The organism is Parasedimentitalea maritima (assembly GCF_005771405.1).
GTDB lineage: Bacteria > Pseudomonadota > Alphaproteobacteria > Rhodobacterales > Rhodobacteraceae > Parasedimentitalea > Parasedimentitalea maritima.
This window is the reverse complement of sequence record NZ_VAUA01000004.1, coordinates 244,974-260,469: the sequence shown is the minus strand read 5'-3', so window position 1 is coordinate 260,469 and position 15,496 is coordinate 244,974. Positions and strand designations below refer to the sequence as shown.

14 protein-coding genes and 1 tRNA gene are annotated in these 15,496 nt (G+C 52.9%); 7 read left to right on the top strand and 8 right to left on the bottom strand.

Features of this window, described 5'->3' with window-relative positions; all coding sequences use genetic code 11:
* The first annotated feature begins 33 nt into the window (after positions 1-33).
* The gene (locus tag FEE96_RS09850; RefSeq protein WP_138162862.1) at positions 34-1,059 is read left to right on the top strand and encodes a trans-3-hydroxy-L-proline dehydratase; all 1,026 of its coding nucleotides are present in this window, start codon (positions 34-36) and stop codon (positions 1,057-1,059) included.
* Here the strand turns inward: FEE96_RS09850 and FEE96_RS09845 are convergent.
* Complete coding sequence (locus FEE96_RS09845; protein ID WP_138162861.1) at positions 1,056-2,072, bottom strand: Ldh family oxidoreductase; 1,017 nt, start codon at positions 2,070-2,072, stop codon at positions 1,056-1,058. The two genes, FEE96_RS09850 and FEE96_RS09845, sit on opposite strands and share 4 nt — an antisense overlap.
* Before the next feature lie 162 nt (positions 2,073-2,234).
* On the opposite strand from FEE96_RS09845, the gene FEE96_RS09840 reads away from it, so the two are divergent.
* Together FEE96_RS09840 and FEE96_RS09835 are read left to right on the top strand one after the other, a co-directional pair.
* Positions 2,235-2,915 (top strand): GntR family transcriptional regulator, encoded by a 681-nt coding sequence (locus tag FEE96_RS09840; RefSeq protein WP_138162860.1) that lies wholly within the window; start codon positions 2,235-2,237, stop codon positions 2,913-2,915.
* Between the two features lie 106 nt (positions 2,916-3,021).
* Positions 3,022-4,533 carry an aldehyde dehydrogenase (NADP(+)) gene (locus FEE96_RS09835; protein ID WP_138162859.1) on the top strand — a complete coding sequence of 504 codons (1,512 nt, stop codon included), beginning with the start codon at positions 3,022-3,024 and terminating at the stop codon, positions 4,531-4,533.
* A 98-nt stretch (positions 4,534-4,631) separates the two neighbouring features.
* Here the strand turns inward: FEE96_RS09835 and FEE96_RS09830 are convergent, their stop codons facing one another.
* The gene (locus FEE96_RS09830; protein WP_138162858.1) at positions 4,632-5,525 is read right to left on the bottom strand and encodes a LysR family transcriptional regulator; all 894 of its coding nucleotides are present in this window, start codon (positions 5,523-5,525) and stop codon (positions 4,632-4,634) included.
* A gap of 96 nt (positions 5,526-5,621) precedes the next feature.
* On the opposite strand from FEE96_RS09830, the gene FEE96_RS09825 reads away from it, so the two are divergent.
* From FEE96_RS09825 to FEE96_RS09815, 3 genes are read left to right on the top strand one after another with little or no spacing between them, the layout of a single operon-like run.
* Positions 5,622-6,725: an NADH:flavin oxidoreductase gene (locus FEE96_RS09825; RefSeq protein ID WP_138162857.1), complete on the top strand. Its 1,104-nt coding sequence runs from the start codon at positions 5,622-5,624 to the stop codon at positions 6,723-6,725.
* Positions 6,726-6,776: 51 nt separating this feature from the next.
* The gene (locus FEE96_RS09820) at positions 6,777-7,172 is read left to right on the top strand and encodes an AEC family transporter (RefSeq protein WP_138162856.1); all 396 of its coding nucleotides are present in this window, start codon (positions 6,777-6,779) and stop codon (positions 7,170-7,172) included.
* 49 nt (positions 7,173-7,221) lie between these two features.
* A complete protein-coding gene (locus FEE96_RS09815) occupies positions 7,222-7,707 on the top strand; it encodes an AEC family transporter (RefSeq protein WP_138162855.1) in 486 nt (161 codons plus the stop codon).
* Here FEE96_RS09815 and FEE96_RS09810 read toward each other — a convergent pair.
* The 5 genes from FEE96_RS09810 to FEE96_RS09785 form a co-directional block, all read right to left on the bottom strand.
* The gene (locus FEE96_RS09810; protein ID WP_138162854.1) at positions 7,704-8,888 is read right to left on the bottom strand and encodes an ABC transporter substrate-binding protein; all 1,185 of its coding nucleotides are present in this window, start codon (positions 8,886-8,888) and stop codon (positions 7,704-7,706) included. The genes FEE96_RS09815 and FEE96_RS09810 overlap by 4 nt on opposite strands.
* Before the next feature lie 28 nt (positions 8,889-8,916).
* Complete coding sequence (locus FEE96_RS09805; protein WP_138162853.1) at positions 8,917-9,879, bottom strand: CobW family GTP-binding protein; 963 nt, start codon at positions 9,877-9,879, stop codon at positions 8,917-8,919.
* Between the two features lie 369 nt (positions 9,880-10,248).
* Positions 10,249-11,127 carry a polysaccharide deacetylase family protein gene (locus tag FEE96_RS09795; protein WP_138162851.1) on the bottom strand — a complete coding sequence of 293 codons (879 nt, stop codon included), beginning with the start codon at positions 11,125-11,127 and terminating at the stop codon, positions 10,249-10,251.
* A gap of 1 nt (position 11,128) precedes the next feature.
* Complete coding sequence (locus FEE96_RS09790) at positions 11,129-12,493, bottom strand: amidase family protein (protein ID WP_138162850.1); 1,365 nt, start codon at positions 12,491-12,493, stop codon at positions 11,129-11,131.
* Between the two features lie 47 nt (positions 12,494-12,540).
* The gene (locus FEE96_RS09785; RefSeq protein WP_246079385.1) at positions 12,541-14,049 is read right to left on the bottom strand and encodes an NCS1 family transporter; all 1,509 of its coding nucleotides are present in this window, start codon (positions 14,047-14,049) and stop codon (positions 12,541-12,543) included.
* Between the two features lie 178 nt (positions 14,050-14,227).
* On the opposite strand from FEE96_RS09785, the gene FEE96_RS09780 reads away from it, so the two are divergent.
* Positions 14,228-15,220 (top strand): GntR family transcriptional regulator, encoded by a 993-nt coding sequence (locus tag FEE96_RS09780; protein WP_171021665.1) that lies wholly within the window; start codon positions 14,228-14,230, stop codon positions 15,218-15,220.
* A gap of 92 nt (positions 15,221-15,312) precedes the next feature.
* Here the strand turns inward: FEE96_RS09780 and FEE96_RS09775 are convergent.
* Positions 15,313-15,389 (bottom strand) — tRNA-Arg (locus FEE96_RS09775).
* Positions 15,390-15,496 lie beyond the last annotated feature (107 nt).

Here is a 15,496-nt window from a genome sequence, read left to right as displayed (position 1 = left end):
CGCGTTGCCATTCGCTGACATAGAGGACCAGACATGCGAAGCTGCAAAACAATCCATGTGATCTCGGCCCATGCAGAGGGCGAAGTGGGGGATGTTATCGTTGGTGGTGTGTTGCCGCCACCGGGGGAGACCCTGTGGGAGCAACGCTCGTTCATTGCCGAGGATCAGGTCCTGCGCAATTTTGTGCTGAATGAACCGCGTGGCGGTGTGTTTCGCCATGTGAACCTGCTGGTTCCGCCAAAACACCCCGATGCCGACGCTGCCTTTATCATCATGGAGCCGGAAGATACGCCACCGATGTCGGGGTCCAATTCGATTTGTGTGTCAACGGTGCTGCTGGATGGCGGCATCATCCCGATGCAAGAACCCGAAACGCATCTGACGTTGGAAGCGCCGGGAGGTCTGGTGCGGGTGCGGGCCGAGTGTCACAATGGCAAGGCAGAGCGGATTTTTGTGCAGAACGTGGCCAGCTTTGCCGGGCAGATTTCTGTGCCGCTAGATGTGCCGGGACTTGGAACCATTACGGTTGATACTGCTTATGGGGGCGATAGCTTTGTCGTGGTCGACGCCAAAGCACTGGGGTTTGACATTGTCGAGCAGGAGGCCAAAGAGCTGGCTCGCCTAGGGGTGGTCATCACCAATGCGGCCAATGAGCAATTGGGTTTCACCCATCCTGAAAATCCCGATTGGAAACACATTTCGTTCTGTGCGTTCTGTGGACCTATCAATGAAACGGCAACCGGGTTTGCTGGTAAGTCGGCTGTGGCGATCCAGCCGGGCAAGATTGACAGATCCCCCACAGGAACCGCTGTATCTGCACGCATGGCGTTGATGGCCGCTAAGGGTCAAATGCAGGTCGGGCAGACGTTTGAGGCAACCTCAATCATCGGGTCACGCTTTACTGGTAAGATCATCGAACCCGCGCAGGTGGGCGATCGTGCGGCGATTATCCCAGAAATAAGTGGGCGTGGCTGGATCACCGGGACACATCAACACATGTTAGACCCGGATGATCCTTGGCCAGGTGGCTACCGCCTAAGCGATACCTGGGGCGCTTAATCCAGCATTGCCGTTAGTTCAGCGTGCAGCGCCGCTGGCATCTCGACGTAGCCGCGTGCTGTGTTGCGGGCGCGCGCTTCAAACCGGCGTTGGGAAGGCAACCGCGCGCCTTGGTCCAGAATGTCGGCAAACAGCCGTTCCGCGCGAGCATCATTATCCGCGACACGACCACCGCTGAAATGGTCCGGATCAAAGGCCAAAATGATCTCTCCGTGATAGGGCGCACCACCGGTTCCTTCGGCAAACGCCATGCTTTCCATGCTGGTCAGATCATCAATCAACGGCCCGGCCATCAGTTCGATCATGATGGACAGGGCCGAGCCTTTGTAGCCGCCAAATGTAAGCATCGCGCCATCCAGTGCCGCCTGCGGATCTGTGGTTGGATTACCCTCCGCATCCACCGCCACGCCCTCGGGCAAGGGTTTCCCGGCGCGCAGGTACAGTTCGATCTCGCCCCGGGCAAAGCCGCTGGTCGCAAAATCGAATGTAAACGGCGTCTGGTTTTGCCGAGGCCAACTGAACGCCAAAGGGTTGGTGCCAAGAGTACCACGCTTACCGCCCGCTGGGGCAACCCAGGAATGGCTGGGGACCATGGCCAGCCCAGCAAGGCCTGCGGCTGAAAGCTGCTCTACCTCAGGCCAAAGCGCTGAAAAATGGAAACAGCGATTGATTGCCATCGCAGCGATGCCGTACGAACGCGTTTTTTCGATGAGCAGCGGCATTCCAGCTTCCACAGCCAAGAGTGACATACCTCCTCTGGCGTCAACCCGAACAATGGCAGAATCACTAGCTTCAACCACTGGCAAGATGTGACCGTCAATCTTACCACCCCGCATGGTCTGACAACACATCAGTAACCGGAACAGCCCGTGCGATTGGCAATCGTCTATCTGACATGTTGATAACATTTCAGAAATCGCAGCTGCATGCGCACCACTGAACCCGGATCGTGTCAAGATAGCAGTGCTAAGCGCATACAATTCATCAAGTTCTACCTGGACCGACTCAACCATTTTCTATTTTGCTTCCTGAAACCATCGATGCTGGATATTGGATACATGTTTTTACCCAGAATTCACAGTCCATTTCTTGCAAGTCAGAGACAGATTTTGGTTTAAATAACAGCGTGAAATAGGTAAATGTATCCAAAATTCATATAGTCGAAGGAACCCAGTGTGGCAGGAAAACGTGCGATCCCAAGACTGAGCCTACCCGAAGTCATTGCAAATGATCTGCGTGAACGAATTCTGTCTGGTGATCTCGCAGAAGGTGAGACAATTCGGCAAGAGAACTTGGCTGAAGAGTATGAGGTTTCTCGCATGCCAATCCGCGAGGCGCTGAAGCGGCTTGACGCTGAGGGCCTTGTCAACCTGACCACAAACCGAGGGGCGACGGTGACCAAGCATTCGCTTGCCGAAATGGGGGAGATCTTTGATCTTCGCACGTTGCTCGAAGTTGACCTATTTCGACGCGCTATTCCACTGATGACAGAGAGCGACTTTGCACGCAGCACCAAGATCCTTGACCAGATGGAAGAGTCCTATGACGCTGACGATGTGAGCCGCTGGGGAGCGTTGAACTACAACTACCATTCGGCGCTGTATTCCGCAGCTGGCCGTGGCCTAACAAATGAGTTGTTGCAACGGATCAACCTGCAGACAGATCGCTATGTCCGCATGAACCTGAGCGTTATGAAACAACGGGAACCCGCCAAAGAAGAGCACCGCAAATTGCTAACTTTGGCGCAGCAAGGTCGAACCGAAGAGGCCTGCGCGCTATTGGCTGATCACATCAAACGGACTAAAGAGCAATTGCTTCAAATGGTTGCCGCTAAGCGGGAAGCCGAAGACCCCTAACAATTCAATCATTTGAGTGTGTGGCCTTGTAGTTTTTGGAGTTTTGGATACATTATCCACAAATAACCAACCACCCGCATTGCCACTGGCAGAACTCGAGGATTCCATGACGTTTGAACCCCACGGTAAACATCTGATTGCAGGCGAATGGATCGCCGGAGACAGCTCGTTCGCCTCATCTCCCGCATCGGGGCCGGCACATAATTTTGCCATCGGCCGCGTCGCGGATGTCGACACCGCTGTGCAGGCCGCCGAAGACGCATTCTGGAGCTTTGGCTATTCCACTCGCGAAGAACGCGCTGCATTTCTAAACGCCATCGCCGACGAAATCGAAGCCCGGGGCGAAGCGATCACTGAGATCGGCTCCCAGGAAACTGGTCTTCCCGAAGCGCGACTTCAGGGCGAGCGTGGTCGCACAACTGGCCAGTTGCGCATGTTTGCCCAGCACATCCTGCAGGGCGACTATCTGGACCGCCGCCATGACGCCGCGCTGCCAGACCGCGCGCCCTTGCCCCGTCCCGACATGCAGATGATCCAACGTCCAATCGGCCCGGTGGCTGTCTTTGGCGCGTCAAACTTCCCGCTGGCATTCTCGACAGCCGGTGGTGACACCGCTGCAGCACTGGCTGCCGGTTGTCCGGTTGTTGTCAAAGGCCACAGCGCCCACCCCGGCACCGGCGAAATCATCGCCGAAGCCATCCACGCGGCAATCAAAACCTGTGGCCTGCACGCGGGCGTGTTCAGCCTGATCCAGGGTGGTGACCGTCAGGTCGGTTCAGCTCTGGTTCAGCACGCGCTGATTAAGGCGGTGGGCTTTACCGGATCGCTGGCTGGTGGTCGCGCACTGTTTGATCTCTGCGCAGCCCGCCCCGAGCCTATCCCATTCTTTGGCGAGCTGGGGTCGGTCAACCCGATGTTCCTGTTTGACACTGCAATGAAAAACCGCGGTGATGACATCGCCAAGGGCTGGGCCGGGTCGCTGACCATGGGCGCAGGTCAGTTCTGCACCAATCCCGGCATCGCCGTGGTTCTGGCGGGTGAACAGGCCGACCAGTTTATCGAGACTGCACAGGGTGCGCTGGCCGGTGTGGGGGCCCAGACCATGCTGACCGATGGCATTGCATCGGCCTATCAGGACGGGCAAAAACGGATCGCGGCCACCAGCGGCGTGCGGGACGTGTTGACCACCTCCTGTGATCTGCGCGACGCAACGCCATATCTCTATGTCACCAGCGCCAAAACTTGGCTCGACAATGAAATACTGGCCGAAGAGGTCTTTGGCCCGCTAGGTCTGGTTGTTGTTGCCGACAGCCAGGAGGAGATGCGCGACATCGCCAAAAACCTGCAAGGTCAGCTGACCTGCACCGTTCACATGGACGACGCCGACACGGATGATGCCGCTGCAATGATGCCAATTCTGGAACGCAAAGCAGGCCGCGTGCTGGCCAACGGTTTCCCAACCGGGGTCGAGGTCAGCGACACCATGGTACACGGCGGCCCTTACCCGGCCTCAACAAACTTCGGCGCAACCTCGGTTGGGTCACTGTCGATCCGCCGCTTCCTGCGTCCGGTTTGCTATCAGAACATGCCAGCAGCCCTGCTGCCTGCTGATCTTTAACACAGCCTGCGGTGGATCTTGGATCCGCCGCAGCCCTCCATTCGCACAACTGCATTCAGCGTTTGCTCAGGTCGAAGTTTACTAAGTTGGGGACTCTCCTATTTCCCCAGTCTGGCGAAGTAGTTCCAGGCTGTTTGCACGCGAATTGGAAGGTGCCTTTGGGGTGCGCGAAGCAGGAACAGGGTCAATGGGGCTGCATCTTCGAACTGGTTTAGGTGGATCAGTTGCCCAGTTCGCAATTCAGCCTCCACAATTACCTTTGGGAGAAACGCGAGCCCTGCCCCATCCACTGCGGCACGCTTTAAGACAAAGCTATTGTTAGCCTGGAGAGCTATTTGAGGTTCTGCCCAGCCTTCGTTTTCACCCTGCCTCAGAAACCACATCATGGGTTTTTGCAACCCACTGAACATAAGCGCTTTGTGGGCCTGCACGTCCGCCAGTGTATCAATTGGCGGCGCTGTTCTTAGATAATCAGTTGAGGCACACAGGATCCGCGGAAGATCGGCAACCTGCCGGACAATGGCCGTACTGTCACTTAGAGAGCGTACAGCTCGAAAAACAATATCGACGTCCTCGTTCAGGACGTCCACAAATCGCTCAGATACTACTACATCAAGACTTAGTTTTGGGTACTTGACCTGAAACGCTGCAAGATGTGGCGCCAGTATATCTATTGCCACGATAGAGGGCACATTTATGCGAACCGTACCAGACACAAGCTTTGCATCACTGTGAATTTTGTTCTTGAGAGCCGTCAGTTCGTCGGCCACATTTCCCGCCGTCCGATAACACTCTTGCCCGGCATCTGTCAGCCGCAGAGAGCGGGTGGACCGGATCAACAGGGCCGAATCCAAAATTGCTTCTAGTCTAGTCACCTGCTTTGCCACCCAAGCAGGTGACATATTTAGCTCACGCCCGGCAGCGGAAAAACTGTCAGCATCCACTACTGCCCTGAAGATCAACAAAAGATCAGAGAGTTTCTCGCTGCCCATTACGTATCGATTTGGAAAAGATGACTGAACATTTTGACTAATTCTCACATTTTTCCAACCAAGTATAGCTGAAGGGACAGTAACAAGGATGATCAGATGCCCCACTCTCGCCTTTTTGAATCCGCCCTACTTGGCAAAATCGAATTACGAAACAGAACCCTCGTCGCACCAATGACACGTACCAGTGCAGAAGCAACGGGTGAGGTCAGCTCATTGATGCAACCTTACTACGAAGCCTTTGGCAGGGGTGGGTTTGGAGCCATTATTACCGAAGGTGTCTATACCGACCGCCAATTTAGCCAAGGTTACCAGTATCAGCCGGGTATTACGGATGCAGCGCAGACTGCCAGTTGGGCAGGCTTGATCAAAGGCATACACACCACCGGTGCAAAAGTCGTCCTGCAATTGATGCACGCTGGGGCATTATCTCAGTTCAATCGGTTTAAAAATGAAACCGGTGCACCATCGGCAGTGCAGCCCAAGGGCACCCAGATGGAGTTTTACCGTGGTCTTGGCGCATATCCAGTACCGGTCGAAATGACACCTGCTGAGATTGAAGCGGCAATTTCTGGTTTTGCTGAAGCTGCGAAACGTGCCCAGGATGCTGGCGCAGACGGGGTCGAAGTGCATGGGGCAAATGGATATTTACTAGATCAGTTCCTGACCGACTATACCAACTATCGAAACGACAAATACGGTCAGGACGTATTTGGGCGAATTCATCTGACCTGTGAAGTTATCGAACGTGTTCGCGAAGCCGTCGGAACAGATTTCACCATTGGGGTGCGCATCTCTCAGGGTAAAGTCAACGACTTTGATCACAAATGGGGAGGGCAGGATGACGACGCAAAGGTAATTTTCAACGCCGTTGAAACCAGTGGCGCTGACTACATTCATACCACGGAGTTCGCAGCCGATGCCCCTGCATTTGGCCAAGGAACGTCCCTGTCTAACCTGGCCAAAACGCTTACTTCGCTGCCAATCATCGCGAACGGTAACCTTGGTGACCCTCAGGTAGCCAATCGTATGATCGCTCAAGAACACAGTGACTTTGTTGCCATCGGGAAAGACGCCTTGGCCTCACCGGATTGGCCAAGCCTGGTAAAAAGCGGCCAACAACCCCGTGAGTTTGATTTCGGGATGTTTTCACCGCTCGCAAATCTTGAAACGGCCAACGCATTTATGCTGGCCAATGCGTAGAACGATAACAACCAAAAAAAGACACCGCATTCCGGAAATCCGGAGTGCGGCATGTCGTTAGGAATTGTACTTCTATTTCCGTTTTTCACATACATAGGGATTGGCTTTGTTGCTCAGCGATACTTGGATAAATCCGAGGCGGCGCAGGTATGGATGGATAGCTTTGTCTTTTACATCGCAATGCCTGCGCTTTTGTTTCAAACTATTATTCGGGCGGGCCATCCAACTGGCGAGATACTGGTACTTCTTGCAGCTACGTCTGCAGTAACTGCAAGCCTGTTTTTGGTTTCAGCAAGCGTCAGTCGCATAAGGAAAAAAGGACTCGATCCTGCCGTCTCCGGGCTCGTAGGGGCATATTCAAACATTGGATACATGGGGCCAATCTTGTCGGTTCAGATTTTTGGCAATGATGCCGGCCTCCCCGCGGCCATGATCTTTTTGTTCTGAGATTGTTGTAGTGCTGACTTTGTGGACTGTGACAACTGCTGGCCGAGTTATGTCAATTAGGGGCATTGGGAGAGAGATCGTCAAAGCAGTCTGTCATCCATTTGTCCTGACTGTCGTAATTGCACTGATTTTTGTCACAGCCGATCTATCCTTGGCCACGTCAATTGATGCGACTTTGACCGGTCTCCAAAATGCGGCGGCTCCCTGTGCCCTGTTTTCACTTGGCGTGACACTTGCACGGCAACGACGGTTGGATTTTTCGCTGGATATCACAGCGAGTATTTTAATGAAGCTGGTGCTACATCCAGTTTTGGTTGCTGTGGGACTATGGCCGTTGCTCGCGCATCAGCCGATTTGGCTGGGAACCGCCATTCTCATTGCATCGCTCCCACCTGCTGCGAATGTCTACGTGCTAGCCAGTGGCGCAGGACGCGGGGCTAGACAGGCCGCAACTGGGGTTATGTATGGGACTGTTGCTTCGGTTGTGACCGTACCGCTGGTCATAATGTTTCTGGTGCAAAAATTAGTGATTTAGACCAATGCACGTTCAGTGATCACGTTCCAAAGTCGGACGAGAAAATTATGCTCATCCATCACTGAATTCCATATCACGATTTGCTTTTGCCGGTTCTCACAGCTGCCGCCTTCACGAAGTTCACCTGGACGGTAAACCACATTTCCGAAGGGGTCCAAAATATCCGCAACAGAGGGTTTTCCATCGTACCAAAAGTCCCATTCGTTTGCTGTAAGATGTGAGCGTGTCGCGCTCGCAGCTGCCATGTAAGCCCCGTTTCGTGCCATGATGGCCCCGGCCGGCCCAGTCAACCACCAGTTCATATAGGCATAGGCCAGCTCTTCCGTTCGTTGATCCACGTGCTGCGATAAAGCCATTCCGCCGCACCAACCGCGATACCCCTCTGTTGGAGTACACATTCGGATAGAAGTGCCCTTTGCTTTTTGCGAAAGGTAATTGGACCACCACATTGTGGACAGTGTAGCGGTACCGTTGGTGCTCGGGGGATTATCATTCCAAAATCCCAGGAAATGATTTGATAGTTGATATTGTTTAACCAACCGAATGAAAGACTCGATTTCGCGCAAACTCAGATTTCCAGGATCGCTACAGGAATATTCATTTTGCGCGCGCAATGCCATCAAGAGATCAGGAACCCCAATAGCGGCGTCAGCCTGAATGGCAACTCGTCCACTCCAGCGATCTGATAGCAAATCGGCCCAGCTATTTGGCTCAGGTTCTGACGTGTCCCCGATGACCGCAAAACTGTCTGCATTGTATACGGTCGGCAGCATCGAGATTTGTCCAGTGGCCTGACACGATAGCTCGCCGCTGTCTTGCACATAGAGACGGCTAAATGGGGTGCCGCTGAGAGTTCCAGACACATGTTGTTCGTTCAAAACGGGCCAAGCCTGCAGTTCATCCCAAATGAGGATGCGGTCAATATCGATGGGCTTGAGTGATCTCGCCGGCCAGACCTGATCCAAATCGTGGAACCATTGATCGTAGATATCAAAAGTTTCAGGTGCCAAAACGCCCCTGCGTTGTGCTTGAATTCCATCCAACACAGTAAATTCCAAATGAATTCCTAAATCGGCTTCAGCAGCATTTTTGAGCGCACCAATCAGCGTAACGTCAGTCCCAAGTACACGCAATTTGGGTGTCTTGGTGTGAACGGATGGAGTTTTCAGCGAATCCGGCATTCAATTCCTTAGGCCTGTCGAACAGGTTTCACGTTCCTACAAATTTCTCAAAAGACAAGCGAAGTTGCGTCATATCGAGATCGCGGGCAATAAACACGAGGCGTGACTTCTCGTCGGATGCAACTTCACTGTCAAGGTGGCGAGGATGGTGAAGCGTATGCCCGACGCCGTCAATCAACACTGGGCCTGTCTCTTCAGTATTCAACAGGCACTTAACGCGCAGAAGCTTTGCACCGTGACGATGAATAAGCGCAGATAGCCAAACGATAAACTTCACCCAGTCCATTGGCCTCTCCAATGTTAAACTTAAGGTCTGCGCGCCAGTGCCGTCCTGGTGTTGACTAGATCTATCAAAATTGACTGTAGGCAGATGACTGTCCCCAGTGCCATCAATATCGCGAAAACCGGGGCAATCCTGTGCGACGAGCTGTTCAGCAGTTGGATTTACCAGCGCCAACCGCATCCGCAAAGCTTGCAATTTGGACGAAGACACCAAATCGGCTTTTGTCAGCAAGAGGACACTTGCCGCAGCGATTTGGCCGACCCATTCAGGTTGCGCTGAATGAATAGTTGCTCCGTTTTGAGCGTCAGCAACTGTCACAACATGCTGTAAGGACACTTGGTTATGCAGCACCGGATCAAACATCAGCGTCGACAGAATTTGAGAAGGGTCAGCAAGGCCGGTGGTTTCGATAACGATTTTCTCAAATGTTGGAATCTCACCGCGTTTAGCACGGGTGATCACATCCAAAATTGCGTCTTTCAACTCTCCTCGAATTTGGCAGCAGATGCATCCGGAGTTCAACAACACTGTGTCGGGCGCAATAGTGCCCACCAACAGATGGTCGATCCCGACCTCTCCGAATTCATTAACCAACACAGCCGTCCGACCCGCACTCTCATGCCTTAAAGCTCGCGACAGCCATGTCGTTTTCCCTGCCCCCAAGAAACCCGTCAACAGAATGATGGGAATTGGCGCTTGGCGCGTCATGTGCTTGGCCCTTCCGACGGGAAGTTAGCCACATCCAGCGGGTCAAACTTTTTGCCAAAATCATCCTCAAGGCTGGCCCAGACTTCAGTGACATTGCTCACTATGCTCTGTTGGCCCGTAGGCCCACGCAAGACGTAGCTTTGCCCTTGCCAATCAGACAGTTGAATGCGCTGCCGGGACAGCATCTGATTTACAGCAGATATGCGTGCATTCCTGTCACGACGCCTGCCGACAGGATCAGCGGATGCACTCAGGGTCAGACTAGCCGCACTCCAATGGTCATCACTTCCAAAAATCCCACATAAGCCGCACATTTGGTTCTCCTTGCCTGATAGGCAGGACCAAAACTGATCCTGCCCTTCGCTTCCCTTAGCCGCGTGGTGCACGTGCGTTATAGTCGTCTGCGATTTCGTCAAATGTGGCCCAGCGCACACCTTCGTGGCTGTTGATGTACTCGATCAGACGTTCGTGCATCATCAGGACCTGCGGACGGCCAGATACATCCGGATGGATCGTCATCGTAAAGACGGCATGGTCATTCTCGCGGTAGACATAATCGAACTGATCCTTCCACATCTGTTCGATATCGCGCGGGTTGACGAAGCCATGGCTGTTAGGGGATTTCTTGATGAACATCATGGGTGGCAGATCGTCCAGATACCAATTCGCTGGGATCTCAATCAGGTCAGTTTCCTCGCCACGCTCGAGTGGTTTCATCCACGTGTCAGGATGCTGCGAGTAGTCGATTTTGGTCCAGCTGTCGCCAACCCGCACGCGGTATGGGTGAAAATCGTTGTGCATCAGAGAATGGTCATATTTGATACCACGTTCCAACAATAGCTCGTTGGTAACATTTGAAAACTCCCACCACGGCGCAACGTAACCAGTCGGGCGTTTGCCACTCAGTTTGGTGGCCAACTCAATTGATTTATCAAGGATCGCCATTTCCTGTTCTCTTGTCATGGCGATAGGATTTTCATGAGAATAACCGTGGATACCGATCTCATGTCCGGCCTTTGCAACTGCGGCCATTTCATCAGGGAAAGTCTCCATCGAGTGACCGGGAATGAACCAGGTGGTCTTAAGGTCGTATTTCTCAAAGAGTTTTAGCAACCGGGGCGCACCGACCTCCCCGGCAAACATACCACGTGAGATGTCATCAGGAGAGTCTTCTCCGCCATAAGAACCAAGCCAACCCGCTACGGCATCTACATCAACGCCATAAGCGACCAAAATTTCTTTTGTCATATCATTTTCCTCGTTTTGATTGGGGTAAGTGTGTGATTTGCGGAATGATGTGCTTTGCTTGATCCAGCAAAAGTCCATCGTTTCCAGATGCTGCAGAAAGCAGGAACGACCCTTGGACGCGCTCCTCTGCATTTCGCAGGGGTACCGCTAGCCCGGGCCAATCCAGAAGGCTGCCAACCATGGTTGCGGCCAGCAACCGAGCATTCAACGCCTGCGCTGCTTTCAGATCATATTGATAGGTGGCAAGGTCGTGACGCAGAGATGGAACTGTGGGAAAGGCGACAAGCCTGTTGCCGATTTCAGACCGCGACTTTGCTACCAGCTGTGATCTTTTATCTATGTACTTTGCAATCCGGGCATCCGTGAGCACTGGAGCCTGAGACAACCGTGCGCGGATCATTGGATCAATTCGATCAGACTCGGATCCAGACAACAAACCTGAGTATTTCCGCCGAGCTTCGATCGCAACAAGCGGGCCTTCAGCCTTTAGCAGCGCATGTAGGTCATCGACAGATTGCAACCGCCCAATCTGAATGCGCCATCCAGCATTTGAAGCACATTTTAGGGCCTCATCATAAGCGTGGAAAACTTCCGGTGACCACGTTGGCCCCAACGTATCCGATAGGTCTAAGATCACAGCCTTCTCGTAGACCTTGGTCGCCAGAGCTGGGCTAGCCAATACCCGGTCAGCCGCCAGCAGCAGGTCGAACGAGCGAGAGAGGGTGCCAACAGTGTCAAGCGTCTGTGAAAGCTCGTGTACGCCGATTTTACTATAGCGGCTTGAGCTTGGCCGAAACCCTAGGATGCCATTCAGCGCTGCAGGTATCCGTATGGAGCCCGATGTATCAGTCCCCATACCCAAATCAGCAAGCCCATGGGCGACAAGCACAGCTGCGCCCGACGTGGACCCCCCCGGCACCAACGGCTTCGAGGTCGACAGAGCAGAAGGAGGGGTGCCAAAATGCGGGTTGATGCCCAGCCCCGAAAAGGCAAGTTCAGAAAGACCTGTACGCGCAAGTGACACCGCACCTGCGGCCTCAATCTGCTGTACACTACGAGCATCTTGCTTTGAGCGCGGCGCATCCCGTCGCAATGCTGACCCACAGGTGGTTACTTCACCTGCCTGATCAAAAATGTCTTTCCAAACCACATGAAAGCCAGCCAGTGGCCCAAGTGGTTCCCCCCTCATCTCCCGTGCGTCTGTTTCAACTGCCTGCGCCATCGCCCGTTTGGTGGTGATCGCAGTGCAGGCGCCGTTCCACTTATTTTTCTCCAGCTGGAACAATGCCTTAGCCGTTCGTGACCGACACGGTGGGACGTCGCCACCAGAGGCCAAGTCCTGATTTCTGATGTATGTATCTGACATGGCTGCCTCGTGGGTGGGCGCAATTGCACCCACCCGAGTTGGTTGGGTTACAAATCTTCACGGGCAATGGCGGCGGCTGGAATGTCTGCAGTTTTGACGCGCTGCATTCCTTTCTCCGCTGTGTAAACCCAGTTCAAGTTGACCGACGTTGCGAGGTATTTCTGGTCGTCAGGATCTATTACTTCTGCCTGCTGACACTGAGGCATGACCCAGGTTTTCATCAGGACATAGTAGACGACCATCGCAACAGGAAAGCCGACGACATATGCGTACTGAATGAGGTACAGCGCCAGTCCACCGCCGATGACCCAGGCGATCAAACCTGCCGGGTTCCACCCGCCGAAGTACCGGAATTGACCATTTTCACGGTATAGATCCACCACATTCAATCGACGGCCTCGGATCAGGAAATAGTCACAGACCATGATGCCACCAACGGCAGACAAAATCGCTCCGTACATTCCCAGATAAGTGAACAGATGGTTCAGGATTAACCACGGCATCGTTAGCGTCCCGACGATGCCTGCAAGAACGATGCCCACCGCGTAAGAAATACGTGGCGCCCCGGCATTCACAAAGGTCAGAGCGGCAGGGATGAGGTTCGCGCTGGTATTGGTTGACCATTGCGCCAAGATTACCATCGCCAAAAGAACAATGAGCGTAACACCCGTTCCCTGTTCCTGAATAACACTGATCGGGTTCCAGTCACCCGTTGCAATGAATGACACCGCACCGATAAGAGCGATCCAGCTTTGCGCGACTGGCAGTGCAATGAACTGCGCGACAAAGACGTTTCGGTTGCGACGAAAAAAGTTCTTCTCACCACCTTTAGTCTTCAAGAACCGTGTGATGTTCGGGATATCCACAGCAAGGGCAGACCAAAACGCCATGTTTGCAACGAACAATGCAACAATGCTCATTTCTGCATCACCCGCAAAGGTCCAGATGTTATGCCCCTCAGCCGAAGCCACGCCTTCCAAAGTGAAATACATCCAGATGGAGATTGCGATGATGGCTGGTGCAGCGATACTCGCCAGCAGTTGAACCGCACGAATACCCAATGCGGTGTTGATGATTTGGACAACACCAAAGACAACGTACCAGAACACCCAGCTGTCAAAACCGGTCAAATAGGACACGATCCCGTTGAGAGCCAGCGCTCCTAGATAGGTTTGTATTCCAAACCACGCCGATGCCACGATCCCACGTGTCACCGATGGCAAATGCGTCCCCACCGTTCCAAAAGGCGCTCTCAGGTAAACCGCAAAGCTAATGCCATGTTCGGTACCAATGTCAGCGGTCAACGCCATGACCAGACCCAACGCTAGGTTGGCCAGGAATATTGTCGCAATAACAGTTGCCAGTGGTAAACCTGCAACGCCCCCCGCGCCCAGCTGAAACGTCGCGATAATCACCGCCATCCCAATCCAGATCCAAACGTATCCCAGTCCGCCAATGGTCCGTTGATTAAGCCATGTTGGCAGGATCGACGCCTCCAACAAGCTCGACGTTTCACCCTTAGCTGACTGACTGTTCGTCATTTCCGATAGTGCCACTTCCATCCCTCCCTGAATTAATGATTTTTTGTATTCGTAAGTTCATTTTATAGAAAATGGAAGCCTTTTATTGCCCAGTCCGACAACCTAAGTTACACAGAACAGATAGTTGGAACGTTCAGATTGTACCGGTTGAAACGTGCTGCTCCGACTGAAAGCGGAAAGAAGAATCCTTAATTTGTCCCTTATTCCCAGATACATATCGATCTCAAAGGCAGTCGAAGACGCGATTCAAATCGGCCGTCTGAAACCCGGCTGGGTATTAACTGAAGAGCCACTGGCACGACATTTCAACACAAGCCGAACAACCATCAGAAAAGCACTTTCGGCCCTTCATGACGCAAATAGGATCACACGATTTGATGGTCGCGGTTTCTTGGTTGGGTCTGATTCTTCAGTTAACCCCCATCGCGGGTCCATTGAACGCGCCCTGTTCGATGCCACATCAAATGGATCGGTTCCGAGGGCCGTTTCCAATCCCGATCAAATCCTACCGGTGTTGCGGGAGGAGCTGATCCGCGCCTTACCATTTGGCCCTTTGCAGATCAGCGAAGCAAAACTAACAGAGCAGTTTTCTGTCAGTAGATCTGTTGTCCGAGATATGCTCTCTCAATTGCGAAATTCAGGGATCGTTCAAAAAAACGAACGTTCGAAATGGGTACTTCCGGTGCTAACTGCATCTGACGTGCGCAATCATTATCAACTCCGTATCCTGCTAGAACCAGTGGCCTTAGCCGAGTCCGGCCCTTTATTGGCAGATGCGCAAATCGAATTGGCTTTGGCCCGTTTGGCGAACTTGAACGGTCAAAAAGCAGAGCCCAGTTCAGAAGAGATTTCCGAGCTAGAGAACGCTTTACACGTTCGGGCCCTCGCTGGTTGCACCAATGACCACTTGCTTAAAACACTCCAGAAATCACGGTTAGTATTAGCAATAAACGAGATGTTTCGTTTGATCTTAGGACGATCCCCAGACGGCAAGCGCCTTATCCAAGAGCATCTCGTCATCTATGAAGCATTGGCTCGCAAAGATTTCCGAACCGCCTGCGAACTACTTGCGATTCATTTGTCTGGAGCAAGCGAAAGAACCAGTAAAAGACTGCAAACTCTTTCCGTTTTGCAACCCCCTGCTCTGCCTGAATATTTGTCGCCTGGTGCGCTAACGATAAATTAGACTTGGCTGTATGGTTCAGATGACATTCAACTACGTTGCCCTGGACAACCGTCCTGAGCCAAAAGTCCTATACAGCATTAGAGTTTTTGAGATGGTGGGCCGTGCAGGAATCGAACCTGCGGCTTCCAAATTAGGAATTTGGCACTCTATCCGGCTGAGCTAACGGCCCACACACTATGTGTTTTGAAAGAAACCCCTACTTATGTCAACTCAGTAGGCGCCTGCCAAATCCAATCGAAATAAGCCCTTGAAAACATTGCACTTACAGGAAATGCA

What these genes read in the sequence shown, in the direction of transcription:
- FEE96_RS09830 (WP_138162858.1), bottom strand. Translation starts at nt 5,525, where the DNA reads ATGGGCAGCGAGAAACTCTCTGATCTTTTGTTGATCTTCAGGGCAGTA.
- FEE96_RS09825 (WP_138162857.1), top strand. Translation starts at nt 5,622, where the DNA reads ATGCCCCACTCTCGCCTTTTTGAATCCGCCCTACTTGGCAAAATCGAA.
- FEE96_RS09835 (WP_138162859.1), top strand. Translation starts at nt 3,022, where the DNA reads ATGACGTTTGAACCCCACGGTAAACATCTGATTGCAGGCGAATGGATC.
- FEE96_RS09820 (WP_138162856.1), top strand. Translation starts at nt 6,777, where the DNA reads ATGTCGTTAGGAATTGTACTTCTATTTCCGTTTTTCACATACATAGGG.
- FEE96_RS09795 (WP_138162851.1), bottom strand. Translation starts at nt 11,127, where the DNA reads ATGACAAAAGAAATTTTGGTCGCTTATGGCGTTGATGTAGATGCCGTA.
- FEE96_RS09845 (WP_138162861.1), bottom strand. Translation starts at nt 2,072, where the DNA reads ATGGTTGAGTCGGTCCAGGTAGAACTTGATGAATTGTATGCGCTTAGC.
- FEE96_RS09790 (WP_138162850.1), bottom strand. Translation starts at nt 12,493, where the DNA reads ATGTCAGATACATACATCAGAAATCAGGACTTGGCCTCTGGTGGCGAC.
- FEE96_RS09805 (WP_138162853.1), bottom strand. Translation starts at nt 9,879, where the DNA reads ATGACGCGCCAAGCGCCAATTCCCATCATTCTGTTGACGGGTTTCTTG.
- FEE96_RS09815 (WP_138162855.1), top strand. Translation starts at nt 7,222, where the DNA reads ATGTCAATTAGGGGCATTGGGAGAGAGATCGTCAAAGCAGTCTGTCAT.
- FEE96_RS09850 (WP_138162862.1), top strand. Translation starts at nt 34, where the DNA reads ATGCGAAGCTGCAAAACAATCCATGTGATCTCGGCCCATGCAGAGGGC.
- FEE96_RS09810 (WP_138162854.1), bottom strand. Translation starts at nt 8,888, where the DNA reads ATGCCGGATTCGCTGAAAACTCCATCCGTTCACACCAAGACACCCAAA.